Origin of the sequence: Pseudomonas sp. St386, from assembly GCF_018325865.1 — a bacterium.
Taxonomy (GTDB): Bacteria; Pseudomonadota; Gammaproteobacteria; order Pseudomonadales; family Pseudomonadaceae; genus Aquipseudomonas; species Aquipseudomonas brassicacearum.
The window spans coordinates 2,521,928-2,539,227 of sequence record NZ_AP021900.1; the positions used below are offsets into that span (position 1 = coordinate 2,521,928).

General features: G+C 57.1%; 17 protein-coding genes. 5 read left to right on the top strand and 12 right to left on the bottom strand.

All coding sequences use genetic code 11. The annotated features are described in order from the left end of the window. Positions 1–62 precede the first annotated feature (62 nt). From KI235_RS11180 to KI235_RS11210, 7 genes are all read right to left on the bottom strand, one after another. Positions 63–827, bottom strand: a complete 765-nt coding sequence (locus KI235_RS11180; protein ID WP_025214432.1) for an ATP-binding cassette domain-containing protein — start codon at positions 825–827, stop codon at positions 63–65. Between the two features lie 16 nt (positions 828–843). Next, the gene (locus tag KI235_RS11185; RefSeq protein WP_025214431.1) at positions 844–1,554 is read right to left on the bottom strand and encodes an ABC transporter permease; all 711 of its coding nucleotides are present in this window, start codon (positions 1,552–1,554) and stop codon (positions 844–846) included. Further along, positions 1,551–2,270, bottom strand: a complete 720-nt coding sequence (locus KI235_RS11190; protein WP_025214430.1) for an ABC transporter permease — start codon at positions 2,268–2,270, stop codon at positions 1,551–1,553. The genes KI235_RS11185 and KI235_RS11190 overlap by 4 nt, the downstream gene beginning before the upstream one ends. A 56-nt stretch (positions 2,271–2,326) precedes the next feature. Continuing rightward, positions 2,327–3,109: a transporter substrate-binding domain-containing protein gene (locus KI235_RS11195; RefSeq protein ID WP_025214429.1), complete on the bottom strand. Its 783-nt coding sequence runs from the start codon at positions 3,107–3,109 to the stop codon at positions 2,327–2,329. Between the two features lie 368 nt (positions 3,110–3,477). Next, positions 3,478–4,215, bottom strand: a complete 738-nt coding sequence (gene hutC / locus KI235_RS11200; RefSeq protein ID WP_025214428.1) for a histidine utilization repressor — start codon at positions 4,213–4,215, stop codon at positions 3,478–3,480. Then, positions 4,215–5,351 (bottom strand): aminotransferase class I/II-fold pyridoxal phosphate-dependent enzyme, encoded by a 1,137-nt coding sequence (locus tag KI235_RS11205; RefSeq protein ID WP_025214427.1) that lies wholly within the window; start codon positions 5,349–5,351, stop codon positions 4,215–4,217. The genes hutC and KI235_RS11205 overlap by 1 nt, the downstream gene beginning before the upstream one ends. Beyond that, positions 5,348–5,554 (bottom strand): hypothetical protein, encoded by a 207-nt coding sequence (locus KI235_RS11210; RefSeq protein WP_025214426.1) that lies wholly within the window; start codon positions 5,552–5,554, stop codon positions 5,348–5,350. Before KI235_RS11210 ends, KI235_RS11205 begins: the two co-directional genes overlap by 4 nt. Positions 5,555–6,016: 462 nt before the next feature. Here KI235_RS11210 and KI235_RS11215 point away from each other — a divergent pair, with 462 nt between their 5' ends. The 3 genes from KI235_RS11215 to KI235_RS11225 all read left to right on the top strand — a co-directional run bounded on the left by KI235_RS11215 (position 6,017) and on the right by KI235_RS11225 (position 9,737). After that, on the top strand, positions 6,017–6,364 hold the full coding sequence (locus KI235_RS11215; protein ID WP_025214425.1) for a RidA family protein: 348 nt from the start codon (positions 6,017–6,019) through the stop codon (positions 6,362–6,364). A gap of 12 nt (positions 6,365–6,376) precedes the next feature. Next, positions 6,377–7,612 carry an FAD-binding oxidoreductase gene (locus tag KI235_RS11220; protein WP_025214424.1) on the top strand — a complete coding sequence of 412 codons (1,236 nt, stop codon included), beginning with the start codon at positions 6,377–6,379 and terminating at the stop codon, positions 7,610–7,612. A 178-nt stretch (positions 7,613–7,790) separates the two neighbouring features. Next, positions 7,791–9,737 (top strand): methyl-accepting chemotaxis protein, encoded by a 1,947-nt coding sequence (locus tag KI235_RS11225; RefSeq protein ID WP_025214423.1) that lies wholly within the window; start codon positions 7,791–7,793, stop codon positions 9,735–9,737. 210 nt (positions 9,738–9,947) lie between these two features. On the opposite strand, the gene KI235_RS11230 is transcribed toward KI235_RS11225, so the two are convergent. The 5 genes from KI235_RS11230 to KI235_RS11250 all read right to left on the bottom strand — a co-directional run bounded on the left by KI235_RS11230 (position 9,948) and on the right by KI235_RS11250 (position 15,293). Next, positions 9,948–12,098 carry a TonB-dependent receptor gene (locus KI235_RS11230; RefSeq protein ID WP_025214422.1) on the bottom strand — a complete coding sequence of 717 codons (2,151 nt, stop codon included), beginning with the start codon at positions 12,096–12,098 and terminating at the stop codon, positions 9,948–9,950. A 71-nt stretch (positions 12,099–12,169) separates the two neighbouring features. Then, positions 12,170–12,559 carry a DUF2946 family protein gene (locus KI235_RS11235; protein WP_025214421.1) on the bottom strand — a complete coding sequence of 130 codons (390 nt, stop codon included), beginning with the start codon at positions 12,557–12,559 and terminating at the stop codon, positions 12,170–12,172. Positions 12,560–12,620: 61 nt separating this feature from the next. Continuing rightward, positions 12,621–13,196, bottom strand: a complete 576-nt coding sequence (locus KI235_RS11240; protein ID WP_052239506.1) for a cytochrome c — start codon at positions 13,194–13,196, stop codon at positions 12,621–12,623. Continuing rightward, positions 13,183–14,490, bottom strand: a complete 1,308-nt coding sequence (soxC, locus tag KI235_RS11245; RefSeq protein ID WP_223528798.1) for a sulfite dehydrogenase — start codon at positions 14,488–14,490, stop codon at positions 13,183–13,185. The genes KI235_RS11240 and soxC overlap by 14 nt, the downstream gene beginning before the upstream one ends. A gap of 185 nt (positions 14,491–14,675) precedes the next feature. Next, positions 14,676–15,293, bottom strand: a complete 618-nt coding sequence (locus KI235_RS11250) for a TetR/AcrR family transcriptional regulator (RefSeq protein WP_025214418.1) — start codon at positions 15,291–15,293, stop codon at positions 14,676–14,678. Between the two features lie 255 nt (positions 15,294–15,548). On the opposite strand from KI235_RS11250, the gene KI235_RS11255 reads away from it, so the two are divergent. Continuing rightward, positions 15,549–16,379 carry a DMT family transporter gene (locus tag KI235_RS11255; protein ID WP_038436689.1) on the top strand — a complete coding sequence of 277 codons (831 nt, stop codon included), beginning with the start codon at positions 15,549–15,551 and terminating at the stop codon, positions 16,377–16,379. Between the two features lie 104 nt (positions 16,380–16,483). Beyond that, entirely contained in the window at positions 16,484–17,284 is an 801-nt protein-coding gene (locus KI235_RS11260; RefSeq protein WP_025214416.1) for a helix-turn-helix domain-containing protein, read from the top strand. Positions 17,285–17,300 lie beyond the last annotated feature (16 nt).

Consider the following 17,300-nt stretch of genomic DNA (forward strand, 5'->3'; position numbering starts at 1 on the left):
ATCGCGCGCCTGAAAACATTTTTCAGGCGCGGTAAGTGTCCAGTCGGCTTAAGGCACTTCGGTTATTTCAGATTGCCGCTGAGAAATTGCTGCAAACGCTCGCTCTTAGGGTTCCCCAGCACTTCCTCAGGCGGCCCTTGCTCTTCTACGAGCCCTTGGTGCAAGAACAACACCTGGTTCGATACCTTACGAGCGAAGCTCATTTCGTGCGTCACCATGATCATGGTTCTGCCTTCTTCGGCGAGGCCCTGAATGACTTTCAGCACTTCTCCCACGAGTTCAGGATCCAGGGCAGAAGTGGGTTCATCGAACAGCATGATTTCCGGTTCCATGGCCAGCGCCCGGGCTATCGCGACGCGCTGCTGCTGGCCGCCCGAGAGAAAGGCCGGGTATTGATCGGCAACTCGCGATGGTAAACCAACCTTGTCCAGGTAACGCCGAGCCAGCTCCTCTGCATCCTTCTTGCTGACCCCCAACACTCGGCGAGGGGCCATTGTGATGTTGTCGAGCACGGTCATGTGGCTCCACAGATTGAAATGCTGGAATACCATCGCCAGTCGCGTGCGCAGCCGCTGCAGTTCATCTGCATTTGCAACGCGCATGCCGTGGTGGTCATGGATCATGCGTATGGGCTGATTGTCGAGGCTCATGGCGCCGTTGCTAGGGATTTCCAGAAAGTTGATACAGCGCAAAAAGGTGCTTTTGCCCGACCCGCTGGCACCGATCAGGCTAATGACGTCGCCGGCCTTTGCGTTCAGTGAAACACCCTTGAGGACTTCGTGGTCGCCATAACTTTTATGCAGGTTTTCTACGGTCAGTTTGTACATATTCAAGCACCCTGAATTAATGAGCTGGGCCGAGGAATGACAGCCAACGGCGCTCAGCCAGACGGAACAGACCGACCAGAGAGAAAGTGATAACGAGGTAAATCGCTGCGGCGATGCCGAACGATTGGAAGGTCAGAAATGTTGCTGAATTGGCATCTCTGGCAACCTTGAGGATGTCCGGTACCGTGGCGGTGAAAGCGACCGTGGTGGAATGCAGCATCAGTATCACTTCGTTGCTGTAGTTCGGCAGTGAGCGACGCAATGCAGACGGCATGATGATATAGGTGTAAAGCTTCCATCCTCGAAGCCCAAAGGCCTTCGCTGCTTCGACTTCACCATGATTCATGTTGCGAATCGCCCCGGAGAAGATCTCCGTAGTGTAGGCGCAAGTGTTCAAGGCAAAGGCCAGAATGGTGCAGTTCAACGCATCGCGAAAGAATGCATCAAGAAGCGGTTGGGAGCGCACCGCAGCGAGGCTGTAGATGCCGGTGTAGCAGATCAGTAGCTGTATATACAGAGGTGTGCCACGGAACAAATAGGTATAGAACTGCACGGGCCAGCGCACGAAAAGGTTGCTTGATACCCTGGCAATCGACAGCGGGACCGCCATCAAGAAGCCGAAGAAGAGCGAGGCACTGAGCAGCCATAATGTCATCGCCAAGCCCGTGATGTGATAACCATCGTGGTACAGGAAGGGTTTCCAATATTCTTGCAATAGCTCGATCATCGCACGGCCTCCCGAGTGCCTGCGGCGTAAAAACTTTCCAGCCTGCGCAAGACATAGTTTGATGCGGTGGTGATAACCAAATAGATCAACGCTGCAAGGACCAGGAAGAAGAACAGTTGATAGGAACTCTTTCCTGCATCCTGGGCAACCTTGACCAGGTCAGCCAGACCAATGATCGAGACCAGTGCGGTCGCTTTCAGGATCACCATCCAGTTGTTGCCAATGCCCGGTAATGCAAAGCGCATCATTTGCGGGAAAAGCACCAGGCGGAATCGTTGGGCGCGGGTCAGGCCATAGGCCGTGGCTGCTTCTAATTGCCCCTTTGGAACGGCGAGAATCGCTCCGCGGAAGGTTTCGGTGAAATACGCACCGTAGATGAAGCCCAGGGTGATGACCCCTGCGCTGAACGGATTGATTTCGATATATTCCCAGCCAAAGGCATCGGTCAGATTCGTCAGCCACGTCTGAAGGCTATAGAAGATCAGCAGCATCAAGACCAGGTCGGGCACGCCGCGGATAAGCGTGGTGTAGGCTTGCGCAGGGATGCGTAGCAAGGCTGACTTCGAGAGTTTCGCGCTGGCACCGATCAAGCCCAGGCCCACGCTCAGCAACAAGCACAGTGCGGATAATTTGACAGTCATCCAGGAGCCTTGCAGCAACAGCGGGCCGAAACCCTTTAGGCTGAAGCCTAGAGTCTGCAATAGGTTTTCTAGCATTGGACAGCCCTTCGTCAATCAAGAAAAAACGCCCATCCGAAAATGGGCGCAGCGTGTTATTTACCGCTGTAGATATTCTGATCACCAAAGTGTTTTTTCTGGATGGCTACATAGCTGCCATCCTCATGCAGTGCCTTGATGCCTTTGTTTATCAGGGCCTTGAGATCGGCGTTGCCTTGGGCGAGACCTACCGCGGTTTTCGCGGGCAACAGTTCATGCTCGACTGCTTTACTTACCTCAAAATTCGCCCCTTGCGGCGACTTCAAGAAGCCCATTTCGGCTTGCAACATATTCTGGATCGAGGCATCGAGACGGCCAGTCACTAAGTCCGAATAGACCTGATCCTGGTTGGCATAGGCTTGGGTTTTGACCCCGGCCTTGTTCAGTACGGCTTTTGCATAAGCTTCCTCTGTGGTGCCTTGCTCATAACCAACCGTCTTGCCGACGAGCGTCTTGATATCTTCGGTCAGGCCGGAGCCTTTCTTGAAAACGAAGGAGGTAGGAACGGAGAACAGCTCATCGGAGAAGTCGATGACCTTTTCGCGCGAGGATGTCACGGTCATGGCGGAGATCACGCCGTCGAATTTGTTGGCTTTCAGGCCGGGAATCATGCCGTCAAAATCACTCTCGACCCATTTGCACTTCACTTTCAATTCAGCACAAATCGCATTGCCTAAGTCGATGTCAAAGCCCACCAGGCTACCGTCGGCAGCTTTGGACTCGAAAGGGGCATAAGAGGGGTCAACGCCGAACCGCAACTCCTTGTACTCCTTGGCCGAGGCAAAGCTGCCAGCCACACACAACGCCAGTACGGAGAGGGTCAAAATAGATTTTTTCATTGTTTTTATTCCTAAGGACCAAAGAGCGCTTGAGCGCACGGATGCGGTACGGAGCTCGTGTGTGTCGCTATGGGAGTGGTACACAGAGCCCATTTTTTGGTTTAAGCGTGTCGAGGTGACGGATCGACTTTACCGCGTAAATACATACTTGTACATACAGGCATAGCCAATCAAGCAGCCATTTATCTGCTCGGATGTGCATGGGTGGAAGAAGGGCTGGAAACGCTGAGGGGAGGGGGGTGATCAGTTTCGTTTTTCCGGTCACTACGGGCGTAGGGCCTGGGTCTATTGTGATGTATGAATCAGAAAGCGACCGACGCCCTTTGGAAGCGGCGCTGGTCAAGTTTTACGGCAGATGTGTCGAAGAGTCAGACGTCTCTGTGAGCTGCATTCATGGGTAAGCGACTACCCAGTCGATAGCGGGAGGAGGGGTGGACGAGCCGCACAAAGGTGACAATTTTGTTTTGGCTCCAAGTCCGGCGTATGAGGGCCAGGCAAGGTTCAGTTGCATCGATTTGCAGATGTTTGCTCTCCTCTGCGCTGGGGTGGCAGGCCTCTACGATATGTTCCATTTCGTCGGGCTTGATGACTTGCAAAAGGTATTTGGCCGGTTGCAGGTGTTCGCCGAATTTTTGTTTCAGGAACTCTGGCACCAGCTCGGGATTGACGTAACGATCCTCAAGCTGCACTGGCACGTCTTCTTCGCTGTGCGCACAAACCAGATGAAAAACCGAAGAGCCCGTGGGCAGGCCCAGGGCGGAAGCGACTGACATCGATGCGGATTCGCGTCCCAGGTGCAGGACGCGACAGCCGTAACTATGACCCCGAGCGAGAATCTCGTCAGCGATGTTGGTGATGCGCAACAGGTTCGATTGCGGCTTGCTTTCGGCTACGAATGTTCCAACACCTGAAATCCGCACCAATAGACCTTCTTCGGTCAGCTCGCGCAGGGCTCGATTGACGGTCATGCGCGAGATGCCCAGCTCTTGCACCAACTGGTTCTCTGAGTAGATCAGGTCGCCAGGTTTCCAAACGCCCGCTCGAAGTTGGTCCAGCACAAATTCCTTCGCGCGTCGGTAGAGCGCTTGTGGTGCATTTTTGATCATCAGTCGGTCCGTGTCTCTTGTGCGGCAAGGACTCTTGCCAAGGAATGGAGGAAAAGATCGTTATCCTCACAGCTTCCTATAGATACCCGCAAGTACTGAGTATATCCCGCTTCGCGCCAAGGCTTGATGATGACCCCTTCGCGCAGCAATGCCTGGTTGATGACTTCGGCAGGATAAGGGGTGCTGAAAAAAAGGAAGTTAGCCATGGAGGGGGCAGTTGTGATGCCTTGCTCTTGCAGTGCGATCTCCAGTCGTCGGCGTTCGCTGGCGACGTGGGAGAGGCCAGCATTCAGATGATTTTCATCGGCCAGCGCGGCGACCGCAGCGGCTTGGGCCACTCGGTTTACGTTGAAGGGGGTGCGCAGGCGATTGATCAAATCGGCCAGTAGCGGGTCGCTGACAATGCCATAGCCGATGCGTAAACCTGCCAATGAATAGGCCTTGGAGAAGGTTCGAAGCAGGATAAACGGCTTGCCGCTGGCCTGGATCAAGCCGAGGCAGTCTGGGTACTCAGGCTCCCATTGGGCGTATTCGTAATAGGCTTCGTCAAACACCAGCAAGCACTTCGGAGGTAATGCATCGAGCAATTGCTTCAATTCGATTGCGCTCAAGGTGCAGCCAACCGGATTGGAGGGGCAGGAAAACATCAGCACATGGGTATGCGGTGTAAGGGCGGAAATCATGGCCGCCACGTCAAAAGTGCCTTGGTCGGTCATGGGGACACCGATTACCCGAGCGCCGGCTGCCACTGGAAAAATAAAATGCAAGCCGAAGGAGGGCACTACGGTAACCACTTCATCATCATGGTCCAGAAACACTCGGCTGATGACACTCAGCAAATCCTCAGAACCGTTGCCGAACACGAAGCGATCTTCCGGAACATCAAGTTTTTCCGAGAGTGCGGAGCGTAGTGCCTGGCAGCCAGAGTCGGGGTACAGCGCAATCTCATGGCAGGCTTGGGTGGTCGCGGCGTTGACAGCGGGGGCGGTGCCCATTGGGTTTTCATTGCTGCCCAATTTAGCGACGCGTGTCAGACCGAAGCGTTTGCGCACTGCATCAGCGGCGAGGCCGGCGTTGTAACTGGCCAATTCGCGTACTTCAGCGCGAGCAAGCAGGGTCAGGTCGTTGGCGTTCATACAAGGCTAACCTCTCGGGAATTTTGCTGGAAGGTATTGCGATCTGGATGGTGCCGCAGGGGACGCTGCGGGCTCGGCTGTTCAGCGCTTTGAAGGATTTCGTGCGGGAGGCTGTAGTGGAAGAGTGTCGCCAATTCGGCGATCCGGTCTGCGAGGCTCATCCCTTCGGTAGTCGCGGCAGTCATCTGGTGCAGTTTTTTCATTGATTACCTCTTAGGTGCAGGGCCACAAGGAAGTGGTGCTGTATGATCCTGTATATATAGGTAACGCAATGTTCAGGCCAAGCCTTATCTTTTCTGTTGATCGCTGCTCGTAAACGCCTTCCAGGCCAGGGGGGGCTCACATGAATATTTTTTCAGGTGTAACTGAAGGTTGCATCGGAGTGTTTCCGGTATCTCATTGATGAGTCGAAAGGAAGCGCATGGTAAGGCTTTCTGCGGACAGTATTTTGGACAGAAGCAGTGCTCGATCCACTTCGGATCAGGGGTCTGAAGGGGGTCCTTGTCTAACAGGCACGTTAAATGCTTAGTCCTGTATATACTTATCCATCGATAAAGCTTGTAGACCGATTTCCGATCTGCTGTGACACGCTCGGTCGAGTCGATGGCTAAAAATGGCGCCTGTTATAGGCGCGTTCATAAGTCCGCTTAGAGAGAATCACCACAATGACGGTTAGCAATCTGCCCTTTTCAAAAGTCCGCCACAGCCAAGGTCTCGTGTTTTTGTCTGGAGAGTTGCCGTTCAATGAGGATGGCAGCTTCCCGGAGGGTATCGAGGCACAAACGCGCCTGACCTTGATGCGCATTGCTCAAACACTGGAAGCTGAGTCACTGTCGTTGGATGACGTTGTGAGCGTCACGGTGTACTTGACCGAGCGGAGTAACTTCGCCGAGTTCAACAGGATTTATGCTTCGTTTTTCACGGCCAATTTGCCTGTTCGCGCTACCGTCTGTGCCGGCCTCGTGGTGGATGCGTTGGTTGAAATCAGTGTCATCGCGCAGCAGCGTGCTTGAGTTGGAGGCAGCGTGAACGACAAACAAGTAGTAGTACTGGGTGCCGGCATCGTTGGTATAAGCACGGCCCTGCATCTGCAACGCCGGGGCTGTGCGGTGACCTTGGTAGACAAGGGGGCGCCCGGGCGCGAGACGTCATACGGTAATGCCGGGATCATCCAGCGCGAGGCCGTTGAACCGTACGGGTTCCCAAGGGACCTGGCGAGCCTGATGAGAGTGGTGACCAAGCGCGATATCGGCGTCAATTATCATCTGCGTGCGCTGCCGGAGTACATGCCTACGCTGACCAGGTATTGGGCCAACTCAGCGCCAAGGCATTACCAAGCTATTGCGGACGCCTTTCGGACCTTGGTCGAGCATTCAATCAGCGAGCACTCCGAGTTGATCGAGCAAAGCGAGGCCCAACACCTGATCGTGCGCAAAGGTTGGATTCAAGCTTTTCGAACCCCGGAAAAATATGAAAAGGCGATGGAGAGCGCCCAGCGTGTGAGTGCGCACGGTGTATTGTCGCAAGCGTTGGACGGCGCCGGGCTCAGGCTCGCAGAACCCGCTTTGGGTGAAGCTCTCGTTGGGGGGATTCACTGGCTTCAACCTTGGACCTGTGTTGATCCGGGAGAGCTGGTGCAACGCTATGCCGAGCTCTTCTTGCGTGAGGGCGGACAGTTTGAACGCGGCGATGCCCGTTCATTGCGCCAAGCGGGAGCTGGCTGGCGAGTCTCCACCGAGTCCGGGCCGGTCGAAGCATCACAGGTCGTCGTGGCGCTTGGTCCTTGGGCCCAAGAGTTGCTGAGGCCCATGGGTTACCGCATCCCGTTGTTTATCAAGCGTGGTTATCACGCCCATTTCGCCGACGGGGCAAACTTGAGTCGCCCCGTGCTTGATACCGAGCAAGGCTACATGTTGGCGCCGATGAAGCGTGGTGTGCGTCTATCAACGGGGGCCGAATTCGCCCGTCTCGATGCGCCTCTGACCCCAGTGCAGCTAGGGAAGGCCGAAAGCGCGGCCCGACAACTCTTGGCATTGGGATCTCAGGTTGAGCGGACGCCATGGAGCGGTGCGCGACCTTGTACCGTTGATATGAAACCGGTCATTGGTGCCGCGCCGTCGCATAAGGGGCTCTGGTTCAACTTCGGCCATGCTCATCAAGGTTTTACGCTAGGTCCGGTCAGTGGCCGGCTGCTTGCGGAATTAATGATGGGAGAAACACCAGTGGTAGAGCCGGCACCCTTCGCTCCTGGGCGTTTCTGAATTGACGATGCGTCGGCCTTCTCGTCCCTCCTCTTGAGAGGAGGGCAGGCATTATCTGAAAGAAAAATGACGACCGAGTTGTCTCGTTTCCACGTCGTGTGAGCAACGTTTACGGCACTCGCCGCGGGCGCTTTTACCCATGGGCGCCCACGTTCCATCTGCCTGCCCAGGAATACTCATGAACATCAAACAGAAACTCACGTGGGCGTTTGCCGCTATCGCCTGCGCGCCAGTCATATTGGTCGCAATGGTTGTCGTACTGAACTTGCGTAGCGCAGCGCAAGCCAGTTTCCTGGATAGCAGTGGCCGCGAAATCAGGCAGATTGACCGCGGGATGCGGCAGTTTTTCGACAGCATCCGCCAAAACGTCGAATACCTTGCCAAAGACCCTCGGATCGCCAACGTTCAGGGATTGAAGAACTATACGGCCGCTGACGCCCCGAAAACGCCTGTGACGAAGGTCGATCGACAGATCCAGGTGGTATTCGACAGTTTCGCAGAAACCCACCCAACCACGGCTTCCATTTCCCTTGGACTCAATGACGGAGGTTTTGCAGGTTGGCCCGATGACCAGACAATGGCCAGCTACGACCCACGGGTGCGACCTTGGTACAAGGCTGCCATGGAAGCCGCACGAGGCTCAACCGTAAGGACGGGCGCGTATTACTGGGCACCCGATGACATGGTGCTGGTCAGCACGGTCCGCACGATCAATGACGCGAGCGGTGCCGCGGTGGGCGTCGTTGGCGTGGACGTATCGCTCAAGCAACTGACTGAATTGGTCAAAGCCATCAAGTTGGGCAAGAGTGGTTACCTGATGTTGGTCGAGGCCAATGGCAATGTCTTGGTCGATCCCGCAAATGCCAAAAACAATTTCAAGCCGTTAGGTGAGCTAGGACCCGGCTATGCCGAATTGGCCAAAAGCGCTGATGGGGTGACTCAAGTCGAGATCGATGGTGTGCCATACATGGTCAACGTCCTGAGTTCCGATGGCCTGGGATGGCGTTTTATTGGCCTGATCAAGCGTGATGAAGTGATGGCCGACGCCATGAGCCTGACCTGGTTGATTGCAGCCATCGCTGTTGCATTGGCCGTGGTGTTCGCCATCGTTGGTGCTGGTTTTGCCAGCGTGATCGTGCGCCCGATTCGTGGCGTGGCTGATGGGTTGCAAGAGATTGCCGAAGGTGAAGGTGACCTTACACGTCAACTCCAAGTACGGGGCAAGGACGAAACTGCCAACCTGGCCGGTTGGTTCAATCAGTTTCTAAGCATGATCGCTCAGTTGGTGAAGCGTATTGGCAATGCGTCGTCCGATCTGCAAGTCGCTGCCGCTGACACCAACGAAGTCGCCAATAACATGAACCTGGCTGCCGGCCGCCAACGTGAGGCGGTGGAATTGGTAAGCACCGCTTTCAATGAAATGCTCGCCACTGCCAATGAGGTCGCACGTTCCTGCAGTGCCGCGGCGTCGAGTGCTGACGAAGGCTACCGCGACGTGCACGATGGCCAGAAGCAAATCAGCGAAGCCACCGGCAGCGTGCTCAAGCTCAGTGAGGAGCTGCAGGTATCGACCCAGACCATGCAGCTGCTCGAGCAAGACAGCAATAACATCAATGCGATTCTCGACACCATTCGCTCGATTGCCGAGCAGACCAACTTGCTGGCGCTCAACGCCGCCATCGAAGCCGCCCGTGCGGGTGATCAAGGGCGTGGCTTTGCAGTGGTCGCGGATGAAGTTCGCGCCCTGGCTCGTCGCACCTCCGACTCTACCGGCGAAATAGACAGCCTACTGGGTAACCTCGCTCGCCGCACCCAGGAAGTCACCCAGCAGATGCAAGGCAGCCTGCAAGCGTCCCAGGCTAGCGTGCAGCGGATCCAGCGGGCCCGCGACAGCTTCGACAAGATCCGCGCTTCAGTGGACTCGATTCGCGACCAGAACACCCAGATCGCCACGGCGGCAGAGGAGCAGCATCAAGTGGCGGAGGAGATCAATCGGCACATCGCACAGATCCACGCCGATGCGCAGATGGTAGAGGAGTTCGCGCATTCAGCCCATGCCGGATCGGGGCGAATGACGGCCATTTCTGGCCAACTTCAAGGATTGGTCGGGCGCTTCAAGTTTTAGTCCGTACGAACAATGGACGCTCAATTGCCGATTAGAGGGTAAGCCCCATGAGCGTTGAGCCCAGAGAAAAAACAGTGAAAGCCGCCGTCCCTGGCGGTCCCGTCCAGCGGGCCATTCAAACAGGCTGATCAACGCGGGAAGGACTGCGCTCCGAATCATGATTAGACCTGTCAGGTCGCCAGACCGTGTGCTGCATTCCGTTCGGGGGCGTCAGTACTTCCACTGCACAGCGATTTCCAGACTGCGCGGCTCGCCCACGTAATACTGGGTGTTGCTCTGGTGGATGAAACGGGCATAGACCTCGTCGGTCAGGTTGCGCAGGCGCGCGCTGACCTGTACGTGTTTGTCCAGATCGTGGGTCATGGACAAACCATAGACAGTGTACGAGGGCACCCAGGTCGTATTGGCGGTGTTGGCGTAGACCGACGACACATAGCGCACGTCAGCCCCGAGCTGCCAGTCAGGAGCCACGTCATAGGTCAGCCAGAGATTGGCTACGCGGTCGGGAATATTCACCGGATTCTTGCCTTTGCGCGAGAACACAACACCGGCGATGGTTTCATTGAACTCGTCGTACTCAGCCCTTACCCAACTGAAGTTACCGGCCGCCAATAGCTTGGGCGTGATCTTGAATGACGCGGCCAGCTCTATGCCGGTGGAGGTTTGTTGACCCGCTTGTTCGGTGGTGTTGGGCACCGTCGAGGAGGGGACGGAGATGTTCTTGCGCACGATGCGGTAGGCCGCGGCGGTGGCCGAGCCGCGACCGTCAAGAAAATCGAACTTGCTGCCCACCTCGAATTGGCGACCGGTGCTCAAGTCGAAGTCGCCCACCTGGGCAATGGAGGCGCTGGTAAGCGTCCCTCCCGGCGGCTCGGCCGACGTACTATATTGGGTATAAAGGCTGACATTCGACGTCAGGTCGTACACCAGGCCCAGGCGTCCCGTGATTGCATCCCAACGCTTGTCGAGCCTGGCCTGCGCCGCATGATCGACCACCTCGAAATCGATATGGTCATAGCGCAGCGCAGTGATCAGTGCCAGTTGCTCGGTCAGGCGCGTGCGGTTCTCGACGAACGCCGAAGAAGTATCAGTCCAAGTGCTGCGACCTTTACTGCGCGGTGCATCCATCCCCGGAATGTCCAGGAAGTGGCCCGGCTCGAAGCCATCTGGATCGATGGTGTCGAAGGCGCCTTTGGACAACGGGTAGTTGGTTTGCTGGTTGGTGTTGTAATCCACGCCCAGCGCCCAATCGCTGGCCAGGCCGAACAGTTGAGCCTGGTGAGTCAGCTCGATGCGGTCACCGTTGACCTCCTGGTCGTGCCGCTGGCGGTAACCGCCGGAGCGGGCGATGGCGCTGTTGTCGCTGTTGTAGCGGTAGACCTCAAGGTTGCGGTAATCGCGCTGGCCATCGTAGTGGTAGAAGGTATTGCGCAATTGGGTGTTGTCGTCCAGCTGGTAGTCGGTGATCGAGCGTATCCAGCGGGTGCTCTGCTCGTAGCGACCGTCCTCGACGTTGTAGTTGTTGAAGCGGTTGCGCTTGTCGATCTGCAGCTTGCCGGTCAGCGGTTGCAGCACCGGCGTGCCCCAGTAGGGACTGTCTTCCTTCTCCTCCAGGTACTCGATCGCCAGCGTATGGGAGAGTCGGTCGTTGATGTCGCTGAGCAGCGAGAAGGCCAGGTTGCCCGCACCGTTCTCCTGGCGGTCGATGTAGCCGTTGCTGTTGGTGCGGCTGTAGTCGAGGCGCGCGTAGTGGCGTGGGCCATCGCCACTGTTGAGCGCTTTATTGAAGCCGACCGCGGTTTCCCAGGTGTCGTAGCGACCGTAGCTCATCCGGCCTTCGAAGGTATCTTCGTCGCGGTTGGCAAGCTTGGTGATCACGTTCAGGCTGCCACCCACGGCACCGCTGCCGTTGAGGAACGAGGAGGGGCCGCCGAGCAATTCCACCCGGTCATAAATCCAGGCGGCGACCGGACGTGCTGCGCCGCCGTATTGCAGATTGATGCCGTTGAACAACTGGCTGATCTGGGCACCGTTGAAACCACGGTACGACACATAGCCACCCCAGCCGGGCGGCGCGGAAGCGTTCACCCCAGGCAGGGCGTTCGCCGCGTCCTGAAAGTTGCGTGCCCCGATGCGTTCCATTGTCTTGCGATCGGCCACGCTCACAGAGGCGGGATTTTCCCGAGCACTGAGGTTCAGGCGCGAGCCGCTTTCGATGGGGGTGTCCAGGTCCAGGCTGGTGGCCGGTTTCGGCTGGTCGGCCGAGGCGTTGATGTAGCTGGTGGGTAAGTTCAGTGTCGTGTCTTGCGCCCACGCGCAGGTGCTGCCCGCGAGCAGCGCTAAAGTAGTCAAGCGAAACATGAAAAGCTTCCTGGCTTAATTCGATGAGCACACACCGACCGCGCGTCATGCAGCGGCAAGTGGTGATGATGTCAAGGCGAGGGAAGCAGGGCGGGGGAGGCGCGAGGATTGATCAAGGGCCATCGCTGCCTGGGTAGGCAACGGGTCGGTTGTGCGGGCAAGGGCTTGGTTGGCTCGCCGGCAAGCAGGGCGAGCAGCCCGAAAAACGCCGCCAGCAGGATCGCACCGAACAGGCTCGCAATGACGCAATCAGCGACGACGGGCAGCGAAGGGGCGGGCACATCCTGCAGGCCCTCGAATATTGCCCCGCCGTCAGTAGAGCAAAACAGTCCGCCGTCCAAACCGCTCAATCGCAAGCCGGCCATTTGTCCATGGCCCATCGCGCACAGCAACGAACCGAACAGGATGCTGAAGTACAGCACCCAGGCAATCATCGATTTTTCGCGGCTGGCCAGCTTCATCAGCAAAGCTCGTTGAGAAGGAACGGTTTATCGGCGAGCGGATTTTACATTTTTTGATCCGTCAGTGAGCTTTTAAACAGTTCGACATACAGGCAACCGCCTTGCTGTCCGGTCTGTCGTCGGTATAAAAACCGTCTCGATTCGGCATCTTTACATCCGCCAAGGTCGATGCATCCACGGTCGCGTTGGCGTCCAGCAGCTTGTTCATGTGCAGGATGTAGCCGGTCACCGCATAGACTTGTTCGTTGGACAATGACTGTGGCGCCTGGAAGGGCATGGCTCTGCGGATGTAGTCGAAAAGCGTCGTTGCATAGGGCCAATAGCTGCCGACTGTCTTGAGCGGTTTGTCAGTCGTCAGCGTTCCAGCGCCCCCCGCCAACGCGGGGCCGATGCCACCTTCGAGCTTCACGCCATGGCAGCTGACGCAGCTGCTCATGTAGACCTTTTCCCCATCAGCCACCGTTGCGCGCCCTGGAGGCAAGGCCTTGCCGTCGGGCGCCACGTCGATGTTCCAACTGGCGATCTGCGCTTCGGTAGCCTTGGTGCCCAAACCGTATTGGGATTGTGCCGAGGCATGAGTCAGCGCACAGGCGCACAGCAAACCGATGAGAAACGATCCACCTTTAAGCCCGTCCATTGGTCACCTCCCCATTGCTGGAAACACGCCACGGTTGCACCGAATTGTTGTGGTAGAAAGAGACCTTGCCACGTTCATCAATCAACTGTTCCAGCATCGGCTGAACATAGCCGGTCTCGTCGATGGCGCGGCTCATGATCATCAATTCCTGGCCGTTCCATTCGAAAGGCGCCCTGAAGACAGTCAGCGCCTTGGTCAGAATGGGTTCTTGTAATTTGGCTTGCGTCCAGTTATTGCCGCCATCGACGGAAACGTCAACGCGGGTGATTTTGCCGTGGCCGCTCCAGGCGATGCCACGCATCTCATGCAGGCCCTTGCGTGTCAGTTTCTGGGTGCCGGAAGGGTAGGTCACCAGCGATTTGCACTCCATGACGAAGGAAAACTTCCGAGCTTTGCCGTCCGCCATCAAGTCGGTGTATTTGGCGGTTTCTTCCCGGCTGTAGGCGGGCGCATCGGTGACATGAAGTCGGCGTAGCCATTTGATGTGGGTATTGCCCTCGTAGCCGGGGACAAACAGGCGCAGCGGGTAGCCCTGTTCCGGCCTTAGACGCTCGCCGTTCTGGCTGTAGACAACCATCACATCGTCCAGGCATTTCTCGATGGGAATGCTGCGTGTCATTGCCGCGCCGTCCGCCCCTTCGGCGATGATCCACTTGGCTTGCGGCTTGAGCCCTGCTTCATCCAGCAGGGTCTTCAGGGGAACGCCCGTCCATTCAGCGCAACTCACCAGGCCACTGACTTCGGCGGCGGTTTTGCCCCAGGGAGGTAGAAACGATGGATTGCCCGAACACTCCATGAAGTGCACGCGTGACACGGCGGGGAACTGGCGTATCTCGTCCACGGTAAAGATCAAGGCGTTTTCGGTGAGGCCGTGGATCACCAGCCGGTGTTGCGCCGGATCGATTTGCGGGACGCCCGCGTGATGGCGCTCATAGAACAGGCCGTTCGGGGTAATGATGCCGTCCAACTCTTGAAGTGGCGAGGTGCTGTAGGCGGACATCGTGTCCTTCAGGCCGGGATATAAATTCCTGACCGCTTTGGTTTCGAACGTTGAAGGTTTGCCATAAGGGCTTGCAGTGGGAGCGCCAAGGCTACGGGTCCATTGCGGGACTTCAAGGGGCAGGTTCGGATCAAGAGGGGCGACGTTGGTCGTCTCTGCGCTGACCAGGTCGCTATCGCCCAGAGCAAAGGCAGCAGTACCGATAACGGCCCCGCTTTTAATCAAGAAATCCCTGCGAGCCAAAGATGTTTGAGGCATGTCTTGCTTGGCGGGGACCATGGATTTTTTTGTCATTGTTGTTCCCTCTGATTCCTTTGTCGGGCTGGACCCAACGGCGATTCTACAGACCGATCGGTCGGTCTGTAGGTAAGCCTAGAACGAAAAACGCGCGTGGTCCAGTCGCAAGGACGACCATCGGTGATGGCACGTGAATGAGGGGAGCGAGGAAAGCGGCGCACTTGAAGCGCCGCTGATAACAGTCAAGCCGGGCGCGGCTCAACCTTCAGTCCGGGCAGAAGGGTGTCGCAAAAGAACGTCGCGATGGATTCCGGAGAGCGCGGGCCACCGGGCTTGATCCACAAGTAGCTGTAGTGGTGGATACCAAGAATAGCCTTCACGGCTAACGAGTCAGATGTGCGGAAGGTCCCCTCGCTCACGCCAGCCTTGAGGATATTCGACCAGAGCTTTTCATACTGCCGGTGCAGGTCGAGCAATTCAGTCTGGCGCTCGCCAATGACCGAATACACTTCTCGAAAACACACCGTCATTTCGGCCAGGTGGGTGACAATCGTGCGCATCACGATGGCCGAGAATTGGCGAAATTTATCTTCTGCAGGCTGGTCGCTCTCGCACAGGGGCGTACCTTCTGCGATGAGCACTCGCAAATACCGGCTGGTGATTTCGAACAGCAACTCTTCCTTGCTGCCGATGTGGTAATACAGCGCGCCTCGAGCCAGGCCAGTGGCTTTTTCCAACTCAGCCATGCCGGTTGCGTGAAACCCGCGCGTCGAGAACAGCTGCGCAGCGATCTTCAGTATCCGCTCCTTAGTGCTTGTTTCAGCAGGTTCGGCAGCGACGACGGCGTTCTTTTTTCCCATGGGTCAATTCCAACCGGTTGAGCGCCAATCATACCCATGCGTGCGCGGTGAAGGATACAAACGGGCGAAGCTCATCCCATGGTTGCAGGAAGATAGTTGTATTGACCGATCGGTACAGAGGCGTTTAACGTGTTTTTAAGGGCGCGGTGGCGTCAAGAGTTCTGAGAGCCTGCCTAGGCATTGGGATCGACCATGACAATAAGCAACCCCGTAACGAAGGCGTCCAGCTCGTCAGCTTCGGCAAGATTGATCGCGATGATCTGTTTCGCCATGCTCGCCTTTGCCGCGAACTCGCTGCTGTGCCGCCTGGCGCTTAAGCACACCAACATCGATGCCGCGAGTTTCAGCGTGGTCCGGCTGGCCAGCGGGGCATCGGTTTTATGGCTGTTGTGTGCCTTGAGGCGGACCTCAACCATAGGCAAAGGCAGTTGGCAGGGCGCCGCAGCCTTGTTCGTTTACGTCTTTGCTTTTTCTTTCGCGTACCGTCATTTGGAGACCGGGACGGGGGCGCTGCTGTTGTTTGGCGCGGTTCAACTGAGCATGGTTCTGTACGGCGTGTTCAAAGGCGAGCGGATGCACACGTTGGCAGTCGTTGGGTTTGTGCTGGCGATTGTTGGCTTGGTTAGCCTGCTGCTTCCAGGTGCCGCAGCACCTGACCCCGTTAGCGCACTCACGATGCTGTTATCGGGGGTGGCATGGGGGATCTACTCACTGCTTGGCAAAACTGTCGCCGATCCGCTGGCCACCACAACCGACAACTTCTTGCGCTCGATTCCCCTGGTCTTGATGGCAAGCTTGCCGTTTCTCTCTGCGCTGCGTTGGGATCCGCAGGGGATACTTTATGCGGTTCTTTCCGGCGCGCTGGCGTCAGGCGTCGGCTACGCGGTCTGGTACGTCGCGGTGCGTCATTTGGCAGCGTTTCAAGCCGCGACGGTGCAGCTGAGCGTGCCCATCCTGGCTTCGCTGGCGGGCATCGTTTTTCTGGGGGAAAGCCTGAGCGTAAGGATGGTGTTGGCATCCATTGCTGTACTGGGCGGCGTTGCGTTGGTGCTGGGTGGCAAGCATGGCAGAGCCACAGGCAGCTAGAGGCTCCGCTCGCTCAATCATGTGCGCCTGGGCGTGCCTGAGTTTGTTCGCTCAACCACTCAAGGACTAGACTGGTGCCGCCCAGTCATAAGGCCCGTCAACCCATGCTCCTCGTCCCGTCAGATACCGCCGAACAGACGAAGCTCACCCTCGAGGTGGTGCTGCGCTATCACATGGCCTGGAAGCACCGCGACCTGGAGGCGATACTCGCGCTCTATCACCCGCATGTGCAGTACAACGATTTTTTCCAGAATCGCAGCATGGGCCTGACCGAGCTGCGCGCCTACATCACTGGCACATTGCCGCGCCATCCCGATGAATATCTTGAGCACAATGACCGCATCCGCGCTGACGGCTGCACGGCATTCATCCAGTACCAGACCGCTCTGAAGGGCAGTGGCGAGCGGGTGGTCTTTCGCACCAGCGAAGCGATCATCGTATGTGAGGGTCAGATCCTGCGTGTCAACGAATACGCGTCACTCGTGCGCGACGGCGAGCCGCACGCCGGGCGTCGCGCCCCCGCCATCAGTAAGCTAGGGCTATCGGCGCGCCAGTTGAGCTTCATGGCGCGAGACTTGGCTGATTACTTTACCCGCCAGCAGCCATTCCTGGACCCTGACCTGGATCTTGCACGGATCGCCAGCGCCACCGGGTACAGCCGTAATCAGTTGTCTTACTTATTGAATCAAGTGCTCGGGCAAAGCTTCTATCGCTACGTGACTCAGGCTCGCTTGGCCTACCTCCTTGAACGCCTCGCCAGTTACGACGAAAACGCACCCATCGATGCCCTCGCAGTGGCTGCCGGATTCAATTCCACCTCTGCGTTCTACAAGGCTTTCCGCTGCCATACCGGCTGCACACCAAAAGCCTGGTTGAAGGCCAATTGCGCGCGTACCCGCAGATAACACAGGCCCCTTCGCT